The organism is Capilliphycus salinus ALCB114379, assembly GCF_047276495.1.
GTDB lineage: Bacteria > Cyanobacteriota > Cyanobacteriia > Cyanobacteriales > Microcoleaceae > Capilliphycus > Capilliphycus salinus.
In genome coordinates, this window is the sequence record NZ_CP178543.1 from 5,377,938 (window position 1) to 5,395,793 (window position 17,856).

Here is a 17,856-nt window from a genome sequence, read left to right on the forward strand (position 1 = left end):
ATGAAGGCTATCGCCCGAGAACCACTGACTGCTAATACCTGATAACAAACTATTAATAGAATGAGAGAAAGAATTGAACGGCTCAAACAAAATCTCAGCCGGACAATTGTCGGAAAAGAGGATGCAATTCGTCTGACGCTCGTTGCTTTGCTCTCCGGAGGTCACGCTCTGTTAGAAGATGTTCCGGGTGTGGGTAAAACTCTACTGGCCAAGTCGATCGCCCGTTCCATCGGGGGACAGTTTCAACGGATTCAATGTACGCCGGACCTGTTGCCGACGGATATCACCGGAACGAATATTTGGAATCCCAGTTCGGGGGAGTTTGAATTCTTACCGGGACCTGTTTTTACCAATATCTTGCTCACCGATGAGATTAACCGGGCGACTCCCCGCACTCAGTCGGCGTTGTTGGAGGTGATGGAGGAACAACAGGTGACGGTTGATCGGGTTTCTCGTCGGGTTCCGCGACCTTTTTTTGTGATTGCGACTCAAAACCCGATTGAATATCAGGGAACGTTTCCCCTCCCTGAAGCCCAAATGGATCGCTTTGTGTTGTCTTTGAGTTTGGGTTATCCTTCTGAGTCGGAAGAATTGCAAATGCTGCAACAGTTTAGCAAAGGTTTAACGCCTGAGGAATTGCAGCCCTGTTTGACTCCCGAAGAAGTGTTGGAATTGCAACAGTTTTGCAGTCGGGTGCAGGTGGAAACTTCTGTTCAGCAATATATTCTGAATTTGGTCAGAACGACACGAGATCACGAAGATATTGCTTTGGGAGTGAGTCCGCGAGGGGCGATTGCTTTGCATCGGGCGACTCAAGCTTTAGCCTTTCTCTCGGGACGTGATTATGCTTTACCCGATGATGTTAAGTTTCTCGCGCCTTACGTGCTGTCTCATCGTTTAATTGCCGTCGGAGGAAGACGAGCCAAAACGATTGTTGAACAGTTATTACATTCTGTTGCTATTCCTTAATCTCAAAAGGATAATCAAATGTTCTGGCTGGCGATGACAAACTCTCGGTCAAAACCAGCCATAATTTTGATGCGTGTTCGGGTTGAATTCAATTAGAGATTAATTGAACTTAATCCTGTTGAACGATGCCGTCAAAGACCAGAAGTGCGAGTTTATGACGCTTCGAGTTCTTCTCCCGGTTCGACTTGTCTGAGATGGATATGTTTGCGTCCTAAAGAAATTTCAAATTCATCACCCGGTTGTAGATCCATTTGTTTGGTGTAAGCGGCACCAATTAATAAATTTCCATTCGACTGTACACTAATTCTATAGCTTGCCGAACGTCCGCCCCGTCCATTTCCCAACTGTCTACCATCTAACTCAATGCCTTCTGCATCAATCAGAGCATTGAGGAATTTCATCATGTTAACTCGCTCAACGTTATTTTTGGTGAGGGTGTAGTAACCACATTCTCTCGCCTTCTCTTCTTTGCTGAGATGTTCGAGATCTTTAACTTTCCTGAGTAAAGCTTCACCGGTAAGCGGTTCCGGTTGAACATCCGATTTTTTCTGTTGTTTAGCCATTAATTGTTTCCTTCGACATTCGACAATAAGGTTGTGGCTTTTCTTCGGGCTGACAATTTGTCGCCCAAAGCATTAGCTAAATATGTGCTTGTGAGACTATATTACACGAATTAAGGAAATTATTCATCACTATTTTAAATTTTTTACTAGATGTAATTTCTGTAAAGCAATTGGCTTGAACCCATAGGCATCTTCGATCCGCCCTCAAGGGTTGTGCGATCACCTGTGGGGGTGACTAAGAGAAAGGTCAACAACAGTTCGATCAAATCTATTTGCTCAACTGTCCGATCAACCTGTATATATAAAGTTACTCTGTAGGGGTTCTGATTTTCGCCGGTCTGAGATTTGATTAAGTGTTATTCCATCGAGTAAGCTAGAGTTGGTCTTCCTCGTCCGGATTGGCTTTATTGGGCTAAACTAAATGCTGAAGTTGCCGATTTTTTCATTTGAGGATGAAGTTAACCACTCGCGGACACTATAGTGTAAAGGCATTATTGGACTTAAGCTTACAGCAAGAGTTTGGTCCGACTTCAGTCAATGCAATTGCTCAACGACAAAACCTTCCCGCACCCTATCTAGAAAAGCTGTTGATAGAGATGCGACGGGCGGGTTTAGTCGAATCTGTTCGGGGATCGCAAGGGGGTTATCAATTGTCAAGATCCCCGGCTCAAATTTCTTTGGGACAAATTTTAGAAGCCGTCGGAGAAAGTATTGAACCTTTACCTCGCCATCAACCAAATGCCGAACTTGCTGAAGACTGGGTAACATTTACCTTGTGGAATCGATTGCATCAAAAGCTTAAAGAAGCCCTCTACAGCATTTCCCTTGAAGATCTCTATTATGATGCTCGCAGTTGGCAAGCCGCTCAAGGGGAAGAAACCAGTTTTGTGGTCTAGGCGTATGGGTAGGTTAACCCTCAATAATCTCAACTTTTTTTGCAATTTTCCGATTCTCCCAGTCCTCTAGAAATGATAGACTCAAGTTCAATTGTGACTCTGGTGATTGCGGCTTGGCTCGACTTTCTCATCGGCGATCCTTGGGGGTGGCTGCATCCTGTACAGGTGATGGGATGGGCGATTGGGCGGTATACCCGTTTAGCCTTCGCTTGGTTTAAAACCCCTCAATCTCTCAAAGTTTCTGGTATATTACTGGCAATCTTACTCATTTTTGGTAGCGGATTTACCAGTTGGTTAATTTTACAAGCCGTCAAATCGATCCCCCTTCAATTTCCCCTGCATCCAATTTTGGACATTGGGGTAGAAAGTATCATGTTAGCCAGTTGTTTTGCCCTCAGGAGTTTACGTCAGGCAGCCGAAGATGTTCTGCACCCTCTAAATAATGGTAATCTATCTTTAGCACGTCAACAGTTAAGTTTATATGTAGGTCGAGATACTCAAGATTTATCAGAGTCAGAAGTTCTCCGAGCAGTCTTAGAAACTGTAGCAGAAAACTCGACGGATGGGGTGATCGCTCCTCTATTCTATGCCTTAGTTGGTATGGCAATACCCGGAATTGGTAGTGTACCCTTTGCCTTCGCCTATAAAGCTGCTAGTACCCTCGATTCAATGGTGGGTTATAAAGAAGCTCCACTAACCGATATCGGATGGTTTAGTGCCAAATTAGAAGACATCCTAACCTGGTTGCCTTGTCGGTTGAATACCCTTTTAATTGCTCTTGTCTCGGGAAAACCTAAATTCGTTTGGACCATCTGTCAGCGGGATGCAATCTATGACCCGAGTCCGAATGCAGGTTGGAGTGAATGCGCTTATGCCGCTACCTTAGGTGTACAGTTAGGAGGTGTGAATAAGTATAAAGGCGTTATCAAACATAAACCCCTGTTGGGTGACTTTATTTCCCCTATTAGTCCGGCAATTGTTCGCCAAGGACTGCAACTGACTCGTCAAACTTTTTTAATGGTGTTGGGATTATTCCTTTTTGTCTATGGGGCGATCGGCTTAATTGTCAATAGACTCTAGCAACCCTCAAAAATTGCGATCGCGGATTTATCTCTGCAAAAATCCTATTTTGTCCCGCTCAAACTCCCCAAATCGATAAAATACAACTCCGGCTAAAGCGATCGCGATCGCAGGCATCAAAACATCTTCCCCGAGAGACTTTCCGGCTTAAACTAACCACCGATCATACAACATCTTTCTATGAGCAAAATTGTTGAAATCCTTTCTAATGAAGAACTCCGACGAACCCTAAATCGTTTGGCCTCAGAAATTGTTGAAAGAGCGGGGGATCTTTCTCACCTGGTTTTACTGGGAATTCATACCAGAGGCGTACCCTTAGCCCAAAGACTCACCCATCAAATCGAAATTCTCGAACAAGTCACCATTCCCGTCGGCGCGATCGATATTACCTTTTTTCGAGACGATTTAGATAAAGTCGGAATGCGAACCCCCGCCAAAACTCAAATCCCCTTTGATTTAACGGGTAAATTCGTGGTATTAGTCGATGATGTTATTTACAGTGGACGCACCATCAGAGCCGCTTTAAACGCCGTTAACGAGTACGGACGCCCGGAAACCATCGCCCTCGCCGTTTTGGTTGATCGCGGCCACCGTCAGCTTCCCATTCATCCCAATTTTGTCGGGAAAGAACTCCCCACCGCCCGGGAAGAACAAGTTAAAGTCTATCTCGAAGAAATTGACGGACAAGATCGAGTTGAACTTCTATGTCCTTAACCGATGTTGGCTGTCGGGTATCGTGTAGGGGCGGGTTCTCCATTAATCTATAATTTCCCACAGATAACTGATATCAAATCTGGTTGTATATTCAACGAATAACAGACACCTGACCCGTACCGCAGACCCTGAACAGGCTTCGGTCGAACCCCGCTACTCCCAACACCGAATAGCCAGAGCATTGACTATTGATCAGCAGATCATTTATAATTTGGCTATACATTTTCAAAACTATTGCGTTCCCCTTTTAGTTCTATGGTAGTCTGTACAACTGAAGCAGCCCGTATTTTAAAAATCTCTACCGCTCGTCTGCGAGTTCTCCTAAGCGAAGGCCGAGTCGAAGGTGCCTATAAGAGCGGGAAAATGTGGCTCATTCCCCTCGTTAAGGGCGAACCCATAATTGAGCGAGGGAAAAGAGGTCCGGCTCCCCGTTGGTGTAATCTCAAAAAGCGTGCAAAAAAGATTGTTCACGTTAATTCTCAAAGAATTCGGCAAAATCAAAAACACCAGGAACAACTTCCCGTGATTACCGTCAAAACGGGTCAGACCAATACTTATGGGCATATTGTCGAAATACCGGGAGGATGTCGTGTTGTCTATCGTCCCAATAAACCTCTCCCTTGTGGTGCGAGGGTTTGGATTGAAACCTTTTATGATGTTAATGTCGTCGGTTAGTCAAAATCTCCCGATCTCTCCACACTTTTATGATAAGTATTCAACCGGACTTGATATGATATAAACCCGCCCGGTCGGATGTAGGGGCGCGCCTCTGTAAAAATTGATCATTTCCCACAGATCACCTCACTAAACCCGCCCCGGTATTGTCTAGGGGCAGGTTGATCTAAGTTATTATTTCTCAGTTAGATAGCTTGAGGCTGAGGGACGCTCCTACAACAGGGGTTTTCAGGTGACTCAAAAGGGGCGGATTTATAGAAGTTGTTGGTGGGAAAACAGACATCTTAGCCGAGGCGCGCCCCTACAACACTGGTCAGTAGTTACGGGTGACTGTAAACTGTAGAAATCGATTCTCGTTTGGTACAGAACTCCCAGAATGTCCTCACAAATTACTCCCCGCTCTGAAATTTCCGACTCCATCAACGCCTCGGATCAAACCCAGACTCGCAAAGCCGATCACTTGCGGATTTGTTTGGATGAAGATGTACAATTTCGACAACAAACCAATGGACTCGATCGCTATCGTTTTACTCACTGCTGTTTACCGGAATTAAACCGCAACGACATCGATCTTACAACTGTTTTTTTGGGTAAAAAATTGGGGGCGCCGCTGTTAATCTCATCGATGACCGGAGGAACCGCCCAAGCTAAAATGATTAACCAACGCCTCGCGATCGCCGCCCAACATTTTAACATTGCAATGGGGGTCGGTTCTCAACGGGTAGCCGTAGAAAATCCCGAAGTTGCCGATACTTTTGCCGTGCGAAATTTGGCACCGGATATTTTATTATTTGCCAATTTGGGCGCCGTTCAACTTAACTATAATTATGGTTTAGAACAATGTCAGCGAGTGATCGATATTTTAGAAGCCGATGCTTTGATTTTACATCTCAATCCTCTGCAAGAATGTATTCAAACTGAAGGCGATACTAACTTTCGCGGACTGCTTGACAAAATCAATATTTTATGCAATAAATTACCCATTCCCGTGATTGCTAAAGAAGTCGGAAATGGCATCTCGGCAACGATGGCAACCCGGCTTTTAGAAGCGGGTATAACGGCGATTGATGTGGCGGGAGCGGGGGGGACTTCTTGGGCGAAAATCGAGGGCGAACGGGCAACAGACCCCCGCCAAAGACGCCTCGGACAAACGTTTGCAGATTGGGGTTTACCAACGGCCGAATGTATTGCTCGAATTCGCACAATTGATGCTAATGTACCCTTGATTGCTTCGGGAGGACTTCGCAACGGTTTGGAAGTTGCAAAAGCGATCGCATTGGGTGCCGATTTGGCGGGGTTGGCTTTTCCGTTTTTACAAGCCGCAGCCGAATCTCAAGAGGCGGTTTCTACGCTGGTTGATATTCTGAAAGCGGAAATTTCAACGGTTCTTTTTTGTACCGGAAATCGCACGTTAACTGAGTTGAAACAGTCGGGAGTTTTAGAACAAATTTGAGGTTAAAATTAGGGGCTGTTGTTTGGCGACCGCCCCAAAATATTAAACGTTCGTAGTAGGGCTTTAGCCCCTAATTCTCAAGGTTAAAAAAGATATTAAAATTTATAGCGCGAAGCGCAGGGAACGGGCAACAGGCAACAGGAAGTTAAAAACCTCTCTCAGTAAAGGTTTGAGAGTTGATCAGTTTCATCAATTTGTCAATACACGACTTGCGACCTGCTAGAACTTAAAAAAAGCCGAAAGATTCTGAAGATTTAAGATAAAATTAAGCATTGATCGCGATCGCGGTCATCTCAAATCCCTTCAATTGTCAATCCCCCGAATCAGCGAAGCAGCAGACCGAACACATCAGGGAACGGGTAAGCTATGATTAAAACATCTGTAATGATCAAGTTCTACAATTTATCCCTTTTAAACTCCTCCACTCAGTTCGGTTAAACTGACTAATGAAAGACTTCATAAAATACACCTTTGCTAGCTTACTTGGAAACCTTCTAGGACTCGCCCTCATTGTCACAATGGGAGTCGGAGGGTTAATCTTTTTAGTGATGGCAGCCGCAACGCAAGACACAGGCCCTCAGGTCAAAGATAAATCCGTTTTAGTCTTCGATCTGTCGTTAAATATTACCGATGCCGATCCCGAATATAGCACCGGCGAACTGTTTCAACAAGCGCTCGCCGACAGTTCAATCAATCAAATCAAATTGCGATCGATTTTAGAAGCATTGGAAGAAGCCAGTCAAGACGATCGCATTGTTGGGCTGTATATTAAAGGTACAAATAACCCCACAGGTACGGGTTTAGTTAATTTAAAAGAAGTTCGAGATGCCCTAGAAAAATTTAAAGAATCTGGCAAACCCATTATTGCTTATGATTTGGACTGGACCGAACAAGAATATTATCTCGCTTCTACGGCGAATACAGTCGTCGTTAACCCCTTGGGTTCGGTGGAAATGGACGGACTGAGTTCGGAAGTAATGTTCTTAACCGGGGCGTTAGAAAAGTTTGGAATTGGCGTACAAGTGACGCGAGTCGGGAAATATAAATCGGCGGTTGAACCGTTTTTACTCACAGAAATGAGTCCCGAAAATCGACAACAAACGCAAAAGTTACTTAATGATATTTGGGGGGAATATCTAACCACAATTAGCCCCAGTCGTCAATTAAATGCGTCTCAGGTTCAACAAATAGCCGACGCACAAGGAATTGTCATGGCGCCGGAAGCGGTAAAAAGTAAATTGGTTGATAAAGTCGCTCATTTGGATGAAGTTATTGTCGATCTTAAAAAGCTAACGGGTGAACCGGAAGATGAGGATAAAATGTTTCGGCAAATTAGCATTAATTCCTATGCAAAAATGCCGGATGTGATGCGAGTCAGTCGCGGAGATATCAACAGTGATAATAAGATTGCTGTGGTTTATGCCGAAGGAAGTATTGTTGATGGGGAAGGTTTGGGCGGCGATATTGGAGGCGAAAGGCTGGCGAAACAACTGCGAGAATTGCGGATGGATGAAGATGTAAAAGCGGTGGTTTTACGGGTGAATAGTCCGGGCGGAAGTGCAACGGCTTCGGAAATTATTGGGCGAGAAGTCGAACTTTTAAAAGAACAAAAACCGATTGTTGTTTCGATGGGAAATTTTGCGGCTTCCGGTGGATATTGGATCTCGATGGCGGCGAGTCAAATTTTTGCCGAAGCGAATACCATTACGGGTTCTATTGGGGTGTTTGGTTTGTTGTTTAATGTGCAGGATATCGCCAATGATAATGGGATTACTTGGGATGGGGTGAAAACGGGTCGTTTTGCCGATATTAACACGGTTTCCCGTCCTAAAACTCCGGAAGAATTAGCCCGCATTCAAAAGGTGGTTGATGCTATTTACGAACGGTTTTTAACGAAGGTTTCTGAGTCTAGAAAGCTCCCGAAGTCGAAAGTGGTCGAAATCGCTCAAGGGCGGGTTTGGTCGGGTTTAGAAGCTAAAAAAATCGGTCTGGTGGATGAAATTGGCGGGATACAAGATGCGATCGCCGCAGCCGCAGTCCAAGCCGAATTAGAAGACGATTGGAAACTACAAGAATATCCAGAAGGTCAAACTTTTGAACAACAACTCTTAGAAAGTTTTACCGGAGGAAACTCGGCTCAAGCTTCTTCGACAACTCTCGATCCGATCACTCAGGAATTTCTCAAGTTACGAGAAGAATTAGCACAATTAAAAGCCTTGAATGATCCGCGTGGAATTTACACTCGTTTACCGTTTAATCTGCACATTGATTAATTAGATTAATTAATTCTTATCGAGTTCGTTTTGCTCTTTCAAGGATTCTAATTTTTCTGCGTGTTCTCCATTTTGACTGTGTTTTCCGTTGGCAATGGCTCGGGGACAACTCCAACTACTCGGAAGCAAAGAGGGCCATCCCCGTCTGATGGCTTCAATACAAACCGCATGAACCGTCAGTTGACAGTCCAGCAGATGAACTCCCGCTTTATCGGCTTGTTTCTGACCAATTTTTAAAATGGACTCGTCACTAAATTCAAAGGTTTTGTAGCACTGGACGCAAACTAGATGGTGGTGTCGGCGGCCTTGAGCGGTAAAGAGTTCATAGTGTTTGTGGCCCTCGGCGAGTTCGAGTTCCCGCAAAATACCGATATTGGTCAGGAGGTGTAAGGTTCTGTATACCGTCGAGAGGCTAATGTTTTCTCCCTGAGTCTGTAAGAAGCTGTGAAGTTCTTCTGCACTCAAATGTTTACCTTGGGGAAGGCTATGAAACACTTGAAGAATTTTTTCTCGTTGCGGAGTCAAACGACAGCCCTTTTGGTTTAGCTCAGATTTGATCGAGCGATTGTTGTAAAACGCCATGTTGTTGGAAGCTTGGATAGATCTCATAATCCCTGCATGATCTCAATTACGACTATATACTTATTGAAAGTATTTTGCAATACTATCTTAAGGATATACTTGCTCAACCCCTCTTGGCAACTCCCTAGAGGAACTGTTACAGCTAGGGTTCAGACAAAATTAGTAATTTCAACTGGACTCGCCAGGATAGAATTTGTAACTGAACGAACAATCCTGAGTCTAGGATTAATCACCTAACTGCAAATAACTATCAAACTTACCTCTGACCCCGGTTCTAGGGTGGGGATGGGTAACGGATGGGTTGAGTGTGGGTTTTTGAGATTTTGGCTTTTTTAACGGATGGATTTGGGTTGGGTGATGGGAAATTTATTATTCATTATTTGGTGAAATTTTATGGCATTTTTAGGGCGTAGAGTGTTTCAATATTCCGCTTTTTTGGGTATCTTTTCCCCAGTTTCGCTGCTTTTCCTGATGCGGAAACGGTTGAATTTGTGACTCGGAAATATAACGTACTGTTGGAAAATACTAGAAGTGGATGCGGATATTATGCAAACCCCAATACTTTAACTGTATCTTCGCAAAATTCGAGTGTGCGAGAGTTAAGCGTATTACTCAAACCCGGAGAAATATCGGGTTCAATGTGTAATGGTGTGTTTGAATTTTGGGTGTTAACGGTGAACTGTCAAACCTCGGAAATTTATTATTCTGAAAGAATGGGTTCGCCTTCCAATTGGACGCAAAACTTCTACAAAAATTTGGATGTCAGTCAAAAAGTTTGTGGTTTATAGGTTAAGGGTAGGTTGATGTTAATTATTGATTATCAACATAGTTAACGGTGGAAACCGCCCCTAAAAAATAGATTAAAAATGATTTATAGGCTGATTCCGCCTAGATTTATGTCTCTAATAAATAACAGAAATAAACCCGCACCCCTGTTGTAAAAATCTCATAAAAAACCCGGTTTATCTAATCAACCGGGTTAATTTAAAAAGCTAGAATTTATAATTTTGATTGCGAACCCACAAACTCAGAGGAACCGCTTTTCCTTTGGCGTTTACTTTCACTTCTACTACAAAAGATTCGGGGTTGCTTTGTTGGACGTTGGCAATATTTTCATTAACTTGAATTCGTTGATCTTCTGGCATATAATAGGTTTCTAAACCGTATTCAATTTGCCAACCTTTTGATTCTCCTTTGAGTGCAATTTGATTATCGGGTAAGTTTTTAGGTAAAGTTGAACTGACTTTAACGGGTTCCCAAGCTTGCGGGCGAGGAGAATCCGTTTGTTGTTCGGTTGGTTGTTCGGTTGGTTGTTCTAAAATCACATAAATTATTGTTCCCGATGCTAGATAATCTTGATTGTTTGAAACCTCTTTCCAACCGGGGAGAGTTTTCAGGGTTTCTGGAGTCGAAATATCATAATTCAACACCTGATAATAACCCCGCAAAAAATCATAAGGATCGACGGGTGCGGTTTGCAAAATAACGGTTTTTCCGGTAAGATGAGTATAAACCGCCTCGGCCGGAACTGACCCAATTAAACCGAGTTGAATCAGCAACGGTATCCACAGTCTCCAACTTGAAAGACGTTTGGTTTTAACGGGAGATTTAGTAATCTGAGGCGGGGTTTCAGTCTCCAGATTTTCAGAAATATCAGTAGAGAATTTTTCGGTATTTTTAGCATTGTGTTCTTGCATTGTCTTCAACCTCCAGATCGAAAATAATAGAAAAAATTTGAGCAAATGATGAATGATGAATCTTGCCTATTGCCTATTGCCTGTTGCCTATTGCCTATTCCCTTTAACTGTGTTGACGGGATAAATGACGTTCAAACCATAACCCCGCTAAAATTACCCCGACACCACATAATACAAAGACAAATGCTTTCAACAGTAATTCTGTGTTATATTCAAAAGTACGGCTCATAATTTGCAGCGTCAGTAAGACCAGACCGCCCCAAAATGCCCCTCGTTTTCCTTGTGATAATCCGATTCTAACTAAGCCACCTGCGAGTAAAAAGAGTAGAATATTGAACACAAATACAAATAGGAATGTCTCAATATTTTGAAATGCCAAACTAACCAGCGCCGTTACAACTAAAAAGACAGCGATCGCACTGCTAACGGCATCGAGTCCCCAACGTTGACCGGAATGGCGGGGTTTTGCTAAATACAGCCATTGACAAATCGTTAAACCGCCAAATAAAATCACATCAAAGATGAAATTAAACCCATTAATAGTTAGAGATTCTCTATAGCCAGTATAGAAGAAAAAATTCCCAAATCTTTGAAAAGAAAAGAGAAAAAATAAAACCCCTAAAAACCAAATTGCCAAGTTGCGAGTAGAAGATCGAAAAGGTCGGCTATCAATAAAAGGAAATAGGCTGTCATCATAACTCCAAAGCAATGCGGGAGGTAAAATTAATCCGATTGTCATTAATTCTGTAGAGAAATTCCTGTTTAAAAGCACGGCGATATTCATTTCTACAGCGGGAATTAATAGCAATATCGCCAGGATAAAAATTGCTCTGGACTGACACCAATAAGCCAGGGGAACATACAAAATAGCGGCGAGTAACCCCATGTGTACGAGAAGAAATTCTAACCCGGTTAATTCCCCCGGAACAAAAATATTATTGACTCCCGACCAATACCCAATTCCAACCAGTAAACTTGATAGAATACCGAGGGAAACCAGACGCAGGCTGTAAGCCATCAGTAAAACACCCAATCCCCACACCAAAAACAGTCCGTAGGGAGAACCGCCAATATGGAACATTTGCGCCATCAGGGAAATATTAGCCCCCAAACTGAGGGCGCCAAAAATCAGCAATCCCTCTCCCAAACGTTTTGTTTTCCCGGTTTCGGGGTTAGACTGCCACAAATAAAACCCACTGGCATTTAAACCGATAAATAAACTCAGTAGCAAGATAATTTTAAATTCTCGCGGCCACTGTTGCCAATTGGCGGCGACAAAGGTAATCACGCCCAAACCTAACAGAATACTCCCCAAACCGATGAGAATCATCACAAAACGGTTACTGGCGGCAGAATCAATCCTGTTAAATTGATAGCGATCGCAAATTTGTTGATAAGTTGAATCGTCGATCAATCCTTCTGCTTTCCAAAGTTGAGTTTCATGGCGCAGTTGGCGACGAAATTTTTCGGAAGCCATCTTTTATTTATTCGCCTCTAAAAGGCGATTATATCCCAAGTTACGCTTCTAGTTTGTCATTCATTTTTAGGGTTTTCTAATCGCTTTAGACACCTGTTAAACCTGCACAATTAGGGGAACAGGTCTCAGGTGTCGGGTTTGTAGGGGCGGGTTCTGTCAAAATCTATGTTTTCCTAGAAATAATTGATATAAACCCGCCCCTAGATCTGCCCAAAAACCCGGTTTCTTTGAGAAACCGGGTTTTTGAATAATGACAACTGAAAAAACTGGTGACTGGTGACTGGTAATGAGTGACTGTTTATTGTCCCCGTAGTTGTCCTGAGGTTTGATCGTGTTGAATTTGCAACTGTTGGCGGCCATTACGAATGACTCGTAACATTTCGCTGAGTTGCTGTTCAATATTTCCTAAAACGTGGTCGGCGTACTCATCGGCGCCATTTTGAATGTCTTGACAGTCGGCCAACGTTCTAGAGCGGATGTCATCAAGTTCTTTTTGAGCTTGATAACGAATATGTTCAACTTCGGAGACGGTTTGCTGCTGGAGGGCTTCGCACTCGGCTTGAACTTGTTGTCGTAACTGTTCGGCTTCGGCTTGGGCTTGCTGAACAATTCCCATTTCATTCAAGATTTGAGTCGCCCGAAGTTCTGCGGCTTCGAGAATTTCCTGGGCGTATTCTTCGGCTTCGGTGAGAATTTCGTCTTTGTGGCGAACAATAATATCCGCTTCTTGAAAGGCGCTCGGTAAATTTAAGCGGATTAAATCTAATTGATCTAATAATTGTTCTTCATCCACTAAAGTTCGGCGAGTCAGGGGAACCCGAGGACTGTCAAGAATCATTTCCTCCAGTCGGTTGAGTTCTCGTTGAATATCGATCCCAGGTCCGCCACTGGGAGTGGTGTCTATCTCTGGGATAATTCCATTTTCTTCGGGGTCGATTTGGCGATTGGATTCCTGGCGTAGCATTTATAAATATTTTTTATATATATCTTGAGCAACGTGTTTAGGAACGAGATGATCGACGGAACCGCTAAACTTAGCAATCTCTTTTACCACACTACTGGATAAAAAGCTATATTCATTTGAGGTTGCCAAGAAAACTGTCTCAATCTTATCAGAGAGGGTCTTATTCGTGTGAGCCATTTGAAGTTCCATTTCAAAATCTGACAGGACTCGCAGCCCTCGAAGTAGAACTTGAGCATTCCGTTGTTTTGCATACTCTACCGTAAGACCTTTAAAGCTGACGACTTCTAGATTATCCAGATGTTGAACGGAGGTGCGAATTTGTTCGATGCGTTCTTCGACGGTAAACAAAGGGGTTTTGTTTGGATTTCGCAGAACTGCAACGATGACCAGTTCAAAAAGCTGACAACCTCGTTCTATAATATCTAGGTGGCCTAAGGTAATCGGATCAAAGCTACCAGGATAAATCGCAATCACGATTGAGCCATTGTAGGAGTTACTGACAAATTATAGGACGATTTGAAAATCCCGCCCAATTTAATCAACAGAAACTCTACAATTCAAATGGCCTCGACAAAGACCCTCATCGGTTGAGAACCCATTGCTTTCGACCATCGAACTGCTCAACCTTTCTACAAATACACCCAGATAGAGAAAGGCTCTACTGCAACTAACCCAAGTTAACCGTCCGCACTAAAGGGAGATTTACCCGATTTGTACTGACGAATTGAACCATCGGTATCGATCCCCGACATTCGGAAACGGCGATCGAGATCTGCCGGTTCTGGCGAAACTTTTTCGGCTTCCTCCATCGTAATCCGGCCTTCGACGACTTTATCAAAGATGGATTCGTTCAGCAGTTTCATTCCTTCGTAGTTGTCGGTTTCCATCAACTGCATTGCACTTTCTTCATCCCCTTTCAGGAGATAATCGCGCATCGCCGGAGTATTGATCAAGATTTCATGTACCCCCGTCCGACGATTTTCGACTGTAGGAACCAGCAATTGGGCGACAACCGCCACCAAAGAATCGCAGATTTGAATTCGCATCGCCGGCTGTTCGTCTACGTTAAACAGGTTCAACAGACGGTTAATGCTATTAATTGCACTGCGGGTGTGCAGGGTTCCCAGAACCAAGTGACCCGTTTGCGCCGCTTGCAGCGCCGTGTTTACCGTTGCGCGATCGCGCATTTCCCCGATCAGAATCACGTCGGGATCTTCCCGCAAAGCCGCCCGCAAAGCGTTCTGAAATTCTAACGTATGCAGGCCGACTTCCCGCTGACTGATCAGACAGCGATGGGACGGATGTACAAATTCGATTGGATCTTCGATGGTGATCACGTGCTTTTTGGCGGTTTCATTGAGATAACGAATCATCGCCGCCAGGGTGGTGGATTTCCCCGAACCGGTTGGCCCCGTGACCAAAATTAATCCCTGGGGAAAGCTAATAATCTTTTTCAAGACTTCGGGTAAACCGAGTTCATCAATGGAGGGAACTTTTAAGTTAATTAACCGCAGTACCATCGCCCCCCCGCTGAGGGAGTCAAAACAGTTCACCCGACAACGGACTAAACCGGGATAAAAAATCGCCGTATCGAGTTCTTTATCGCGATCAAACTGCTGTCGTTGATGGTTCGTCAGGATCTCGGCCAGGTATTGATCAAAAACTTCCGGTGTGACCTTGACCTGATCCTTGGCCCTGACCATCTCCCCCTGAATCCTAAACCGGGGAGTATGTCCGACGCGAATATGAATGTCGGAGGCTTTGAGATTAAACGCATCTTTGACCATTTGTTTGATGCTGGTCTTGATGGTTGAGCTTCTCCCCGGAGACTCTGGGGATTTTGGGGGTGGGGGTACCTTCGGCAAAGAATTGTTAGACGACTGAGGTACAGCAGCGTTTGTCATAGGTTGGATTCTCCTGGCTTGCGCGAACTCAGTTAATTTTTGTCGGGTGAATTAACAGCAATTACAGCAATTATAGAAAATTTAATGAGTTCTTGTAGACTTTTTAAAAGTTTTGTAATCAAAATTTTAGCTCGGACCCGATCAGATTACCCCAATTTCTTCTGAAAATTACTCTGTTAATTTACCATAAGATCAAAGTTATTACCCGAGAAAATTACAGAGATTCTCGGACCACGCCAACACGCTCCCCGCAGTATTTCCTATGAAAATTAACCGAAAAATCTTCAATTGGCTCGAAACTCACTGGGTTGCTCCCGCTTATGCCGGGGGATTACTTACTTTTCTGTCGCTGTTTTTCTTTGGTGCGGCGACGAATACGATGGCCGGTTGGCTGTATGTGATCAGCGGGATCAGTTTGGCTTTGTTGGGCATTGCCGCAGTCTTACCCGTGCGATCGCTCAAATCTCTGGAGGTTCGCCGTCGTTCCCTCGAACCCGTTAGCGTGGGCAATCAACTGACGGTGGAACTGGAAATTTACAACCGCTCCGATCAACCCAAAACCCTTTTACAAGTATACGATCAACTGCCCTCGGTTTTGGGAAAATCCGCCACCGCGATCGAATCTCTCGCCCCCCGCAGCACTTATCATTGGGTTTATTATCTCCCTACCGAGCGCCGAGGGGTTTATCATTGGGATCGGGTGCAGTTTCGCACCGCCACTCCTTTGGGTTTGTTTTGGTGTCGTCGGTCCCGAGACGCGAAAGCCACTGCTATTGTTTATCCGACGGTTTTACCCTTGACAAGTTGCCCGCTTGTTGATCAAATGGGATGGGAACAAAATCAACAAGTTCTCGATCGCAGTCAGTTTCACATGGCGACTGAAGGGGTGACTCGTACCCTCAGACCTTATCGTTATGGCGATCCCACTCGTTTAATTCACTGGCGATCGAGTGCGCGGTACAATCAACTGCGAGTTCGGGAGTTAGAAGTCGCCACCGGAGGTCAAGAAATTGTTATTTGTCTTGATAGTGGGAATTCCTGGCAAAGTGATGATTTTGAACGGGCGGTTATTGCTGCGGCTTCTCTGTATTTTTATGCTTCGCGATCGCAGCTTAATGTTCAATTGTGGACGGCAAAAACGGGGTTAATTCAAGGAAATCGAGTGGTATTATCTACTTTGGCTGCGGTGAGAGAATCTGAAGAAGCGATCGCCGATAATTTCCCGAATATTCCGGTAATTTGGCTGACTCAAAATACACAGAGTCTTTCTTCTCTCCCGTCTGGAAGTCGTTGGGTTTTGTGGTCTGATCAAACTCAGGTTAGTTCAACAAAAACAACTCAATTTTCAGACAAGGGCGTACAAATTTATCCCGACCAACCCTTACAACTTCAACTCCAGTCCGCTTTGAAATAAAATGTAAAAACAAGTTCACAAATCAGAACTGTTAACTGTTTTCGCGGATAACTGTAAAAACGGGTCAGGTGATAACTGATCACTGAAAACACTGGTGACTGGTGACTGGTAATGAGTGACTGTAAAGCTCCCATCCTGCGTTACAATCTAACAAACTGTTTGAAATTTAAAGATCTAATACGATGACAACTGAGACTACCGGAAATTTATCGACAGAAAAAAGCTTGAAAGCGATGAAAAAATTCGCCGAACAGTATGCCAAGCGTACAGGAACCTACTTTTGTGCCGATCCTTCAGTGACAGCAGTCGTGATCGAAGGACTCGCCAAACACAAAGATGATTTGGGTGCGCCCCTTTGTCCTTGTCGCCACTATGAAGATAAGGAAGCTGAGGTGAAAAATTCCTTCTGGAATTGTCCTTGTGTTCCGATGCGCGAACGCAAAGAATGTCACTGTATGTTGTTCTTAACTCCTGAAAATGATTTTGCGGGAGAACAGCAAGATATTACCGACGAAGATCTCGAAGCCGCCCGTCAAAGCATGGTATAACAACATTACATAACAAGCCTCTTTTAAACTTTTGAGAGATTAGATGATTGTTTGAGAAGATTACCCCCTGACCCGGCTTGGAAGGGGGGTTAATCCCTCAAAACCACCCGAAAAATTAATAAGTTTTGAAACAATCCTTTCTGCAAGTTTTATTAAAAATTTAACAAAATCAAGACAATGATCCAAGAAATTCCGCCCGAATTTTGGCAAGGGATTGAAGAATTCAACCAACAAGAATATTACGCCTGTCACGACACCTTAGAGGCGTTGTGGATGGAAGCGATGGAACCGACTAAAAAGTTCTATCAAGGCATCTTACAAATCGCCGTAGGACTCTATCATTTAAGTAATCATAACTGGCGGGGTGCGGTCACGTCTATGGGCGAAGGAATGCGTCGGTTAGACTATTATCAGCCGGATTACTTTAATATTAATGTCGAAGAATTAATCGATCAAACCGCTCATTTATTATCGGCAATGCAAGAGGCGGGGCCGGAGAAAGTCGCCGATTTTGTTTTTGCCAAAAATGCCGAAAAAAATTCCCTAGACATTCATCCTCCGAAAATCTCTAAAATTGAAGAATAAACGACACAACACTAGAAAAATATGATAAAATAAAAATTTACTTTTGCTGATTTTTTATAAAA

At 43.9% G+C, this 17,856-nt stretch carries 18 protein-coding genes; 11 read left to right on the plus strand and 7 right to left on the minus strand.

What is annotated here, in order from left to right; all coding sequences use genetic code 11:
• Nucleotides 1-60 precede the first annotated feature (60 nt).
• The gene (locus ACL6C3_RS21775; RefSeq protein ID WP_413161140.1) at nucleotides 61-969 is read left to right on the plus strand and encodes an AAA family ATPase; all 909 of its coding nucleotides are present in this window, start codon (nucleotides 61-63) and stop codon (nucleotides 967-969) included.
• A gap of 152 nt (nucleotides 970-1,121) precedes the next feature.
• Here the strand turns inward: ACL6C3_RS21775 and ACL6C3_RS21780 are convergent, their stop codons facing one another.
• The gene (locus ACL6C3_RS21780; protein ID WP_413161141.1) at nucleotides 1,122-1,532 is read right to left on the minus strand and encodes an AbrB family transcriptional regulator; all 411 of its coding nucleotides are present in this window, start codon (nucleotides 1,530-1,532) and stop codon (nucleotides 1,122-1,124) included.
• Between the two features lie 452 nt (nucleotides 1,533-1,984).
• Here ACL6C3_RS21780 and ACL6C3_RS21785 point away from each other — a divergent pair, with 452 nt between their 5' ends.
• The 6 genes from ACL6C3_RS21785 to sppA all read left to right on the plus strand — a co-directional run bounded on the left by ACL6C3_RS21785 (nucleotide 1,985) and on the right by sppA (nucleotide 8,623).
• A complete protein-coding gene (locus tag ACL6C3_RS21785; protein ID WP_413161142.1) occupies nucleotides 1,985-2,428 on the plus strand; it encodes an Rrf2 family transcriptional regulator in 444 nt (147 codons plus the stop codon).
• A gap of 72 nt (nucleotides 2,429-2,500) precedes the next feature.
• Complete coding sequence (gene cbiB, locus ACL6C3_RS21790; protein WP_413168384.1) at nucleotides 2,501-3,508, plus strand: adenosylcobinamide-phosphate synthase CbiB; 1,008 nt, start codon at nucleotides 2,501-2,503, stop codon at nucleotides 3,506-3,508.
• Between the two features lie 180 nt (nucleotides 3,509-3,688).
• On the plus strand, nucleotides 3,689-4,222 hold the full coding sequence (gene pyrR, locus ACL6C3_RS21795) for a bifunctional pyr operon transcriptional regulator/uracil phosphoribosyltransferase PyrR (RefSeq protein ID WP_413161143.1): 534 nt from the start codon (nucleotides 3,689-3,691) through the stop codon (nucleotides 4,220-4,222).
• 255 nt (nucleotides 4,223-4,477) lie between these two features.
• Entirely contained in the window at nucleotides 4,478-4,897 is a 420-nt protein-coding gene (locus tag ACL6C3_RS21800; protein WP_413161144.1) for a DNA-binding protein, read from the plus strand.
• Between the two features lie 376 nt (nucleotides 4,898-5,273).
• Complete coding sequence (gene fni / locus ACL6C3_RS21805; RefSeq protein ID WP_413161145.1) at nucleotides 5,274-6,350, plus strand: type 2 isopentenyl-diphosphate Delta-isomerase; 1,077 nt, start codon at nucleotides 5,274-5,276, stop codon at nucleotides 6,348-6,350.
• 446 nt (nucleotides 6,351-6,796) lie between these two features.
• Complete coding sequence (gene sppA, locus ACL6C3_RS21810; protein ID WP_413161146.1) at nucleotides 6,797-8,623, plus strand: signal peptide peptidase SppA; 1,827 nt, start codon at nucleotides 6,797-6,799, stop codon at nucleotides 8,621-8,623.
• A 9-nt stretch (nucleotides 8,624-8,632) separates the two neighbouring features.
• Here sppA and ACL6C3_RS21815 read toward each other — a convergent pair whose 3' ends face one another.
• The gene (locus ACL6C3_RS21815; protein WP_413168385.1) at nucleotides 8,633-9,205 is read right to left on the minus strand and encodes a Fur family transcriptional regulator; all 573 of its coding nucleotides are present in this window, start codon (nucleotides 9,203-9,205) and stop codon (nucleotides 8,633-8,635) included.
• Between the two features lie 491 nt (nucleotides 9,206-9,696).
• On the opposite strand from ACL6C3_RS21815, the gene ACL6C3_RS21820 reads away from it, so the two are divergent.
• Nucleotides 9,697-9,993: a hypothetical protein gene (locus ACL6C3_RS21820; RefSeq protein ID WP_413161147.1), complete on the plus strand. Its 297-nt coding sequence runs from the start codon at nucleotides 9,697-9,699 to the stop codon at nucleotides 9,991-9,993.
• Nucleotides 9,994-10,197: 204 nt separating this feature from the next.
• Here ACL6C3_RS21820 and ACL6C3_RS21825 read toward each other — a convergent pair whose 3' ends face one another.
• From ACL6C3_RS21825 to ACL6C3_RS21845, 5 genes are all read right to left on the minus strand, one after another.
• Complete coding sequence (locus ACL6C3_RS21825) at nucleotides 10,198-10,902, minus strand: GDYXXLXY domain-containing protein (protein ID WP_413161148.1); 705 nt, start codon at nucleotides 10,900-10,902, stop codon at nucleotides 10,198-10,200.
• 103 nt (nucleotides 10,903-11,005) lie between these two features.
• A complete protein-coding gene (locus tag ACL6C3_RS21830) occupies nucleotides 11,006-12,379 on the minus strand; it encodes a DUF2157 domain-containing protein (protein WP_413161149.1) in 1,374 nt (457 codons plus the stop codon).
• 298 nt (nucleotides 12,380-12,677) lie between these two features.
• Nucleotides 12,678-13,343, minus strand: a complete 666-nt coding sequence (locus ACL6C3_RS21835; RefSeq protein WP_413161150.1) for a DivIVA domain-containing protein — start codon at nucleotides 13,341-13,343, stop codon at nucleotides 12,678-12,680.
• Entirely contained in the window at nucleotides 13,344-13,817 is a 474-nt protein-coding gene (gene coaD, locus ACL6C3_RS21840) for a pantetheine-phosphate adenylyltransferase (RefSeq protein WP_413161151.1), read from the minus strand. It abuts the gene before it with no gap.
• 203 nt (nucleotides 13,818-14,020) lie between these two features.
• Nucleotides 14,021-15,247, minus strand: a complete 1,227-nt coding sequence (locus ACL6C3_RS21845; protein ID WP_413161152.1) for a type IV pilus twitching motility protein PilT — start codon at nucleotides 15,245-15,247, stop codon at nucleotides 14,021-14,023.
• 262 nt (nucleotides 15,248-15,509) lie between these two features.
• Between ACL6C3_RS21845 and ACL6C3_RS21850 the strand changes: the two genes are divergently transcribed.
• The 3 genes from ACL6C3_RS21850 to ACL6C3_RS21860 all read left to right on the plus strand — a co-directional run bounded on the left by ACL6C3_RS21850 (nucleotide 15,510) and on the right by ACL6C3_RS21860 (nucleotide 17,794).
• Nucleotides 15,510-16,661 carry a DUF58 domain-containing protein gene (locus ACL6C3_RS21850; RefSeq protein WP_413161153.1) on the plus strand — a complete coding sequence of 384 codons (1,152 nt, stop codon included), beginning with the start codon at nucleotides 15,510-15,512 and terminating at the stop codon, nucleotides 16,659-16,661.
• A 182-nt stretch (nucleotides 16,662-16,843) separates the two neighbouring features.
• Nucleotides 16,844-17,209 carry a ferredoxin thioredoxin reductase catalytic beta subunit gene (locus ACL6C3_RS21855; protein ID WP_413161154.1) on the plus strand — a complete coding sequence of 122 codons (366 nt, stop codon included), beginning with the start codon at nucleotides 16,844-16,846 and terminating at the stop codon, nucleotides 17,207-17,209.
• Nucleotides 17,210-17,386: 177 nt separating this feature from the next.
• The gene (locus tag ACL6C3_RS21860) at nucleotides 17,387-17,794 is read left to right on the plus strand and encodes a DUF309 domain-containing protein (RefSeq protein WP_413161155.1); all 408 of its coding nucleotides are present in this window, start codon (nucleotides 17,387-17,389) and stop codon (nucleotides 17,792-17,794) included.
• Nucleotides 17,795-17,856 lie beyond the last annotated feature (62 nt).

What these genes read in the sequence shown, in the direction of transcription:
- ACL6C3_RS21775 (WP_413161140.1), top strand. Translation starts at nt 61, where the DNA reads ATGAGAGAAAGAATTGAACGGCTCAAACAAAATCTCAGCCGGACAATT.
- ACL6C3_RS21780 (WP_413161141.1), bottom strand. Translation starts at nt 1,532, where the DNA reads ATGGCTAAACAACAGAAAAAATCGGATGTTCAACCGGAACCGCTTACC.
- ACL6C3_RS21785 (WP_413161142.1), top strand. Translation starts at nt 1,985, where the DNA reads ATGAAGTTAACCACTCGCGGACACTATAGTGTAAAGGCATTATTGGAC.
- cbiB (WP_413168384.1), top strand. Translation starts at nt 2,501, where the DNA reads ATGATAGACTCAAGTTCAATTGTGACTCTGGTGATTGCGGCTTGGCTC.
- pyrR (WP_413161143.1), top strand. Translation starts at nt 3,689, where the DNA reads ATGAGCAAAATTGTTGAAATCCTTTCTAATGAAGAACTCCGACGAACC.
- ACL6C3_RS21800 (WP_413161144.1), top strand. Translation starts at nt 4,478, where the DNA reads ATGGTAGTCTGTACAACTGAAGCAGCCCGTATTTTAAAAATCTCTACC.
- fni (WP_413161145.1), top strand. Translation starts at nt 5,274, where the DNA reads ATGTCCTCACAAATTACTCCCCGCTCTGAAATTTCCGACTCCATCAAC.
- sppA (WP_413161146.1), top strand. Translation starts at nt 6,797, where the DNA reads ATGAAAGACTTCATAAAATACACCTTTGCTAGCTTACTTGGAAACCTT.
- ACL6C3_RS21815 (WP_413168385.1), bottom strand. Translation starts at nt 9,205, where the DNA reads ATGGCGTTTTACAACAATCGCTCGATCAAATCTGAGCTAAACCAAAAG.
- ACL6C3_RS21825 (WP_413161148.1), bottom strand. Translation starts at nt 10,902, where the DNA reads ATGCAAGAACACAATGCTAAAAATACCGAAAAATTCTCTACTGATATT.
- ACL6C3_RS21830 (WP_413161149.1), bottom strand. Translation starts at nt 12,379, where the DNA reads ATGGCTTCCGAAAAATTTCGTCGCCAACTGCGCCATGAAACTCAACTT.
- ACL6C3_RS21835 (WP_413161150.1), bottom strand. Translation starts at nt 13,343, where the DNA reads ATGCTACGCCAGGAATCCAATCGCCAAATCGACCCCGAAGAAAATGGA.
- ACL6C3_RS21845 (WP_413161152.1), bottom strand. Translation starts at nt 15,247, where the DNA reads ATGACAAACGCTGCTGTACCTCAGTCGTCTAACAATTCTTTGCCGAAG.
- ACL6C3_RS21850 (WP_413161153.1), top strand. Translation starts at nt 15,510, where the DNA reads ATGAAAATTAACCGAAAAATCTTCAATTGGCTCGAAACTCACTGGGTT.
- ACL6C3_RS21855 (WP_413161154.1), top strand. Translation starts at nt 16,844, where the DNA reads ATGACAACTGAGACTACCGGAAATTTATCGACAGAAAAAAGCTTGAAA.
- ACL6C3_RS21860 (WP_413161155.1), top strand. Translation starts at nt 17,387, where the DNA reads ATGATCCAAGAAATTCCGCCCGAATTTTGGCAAGGGATTGAAGAATTC.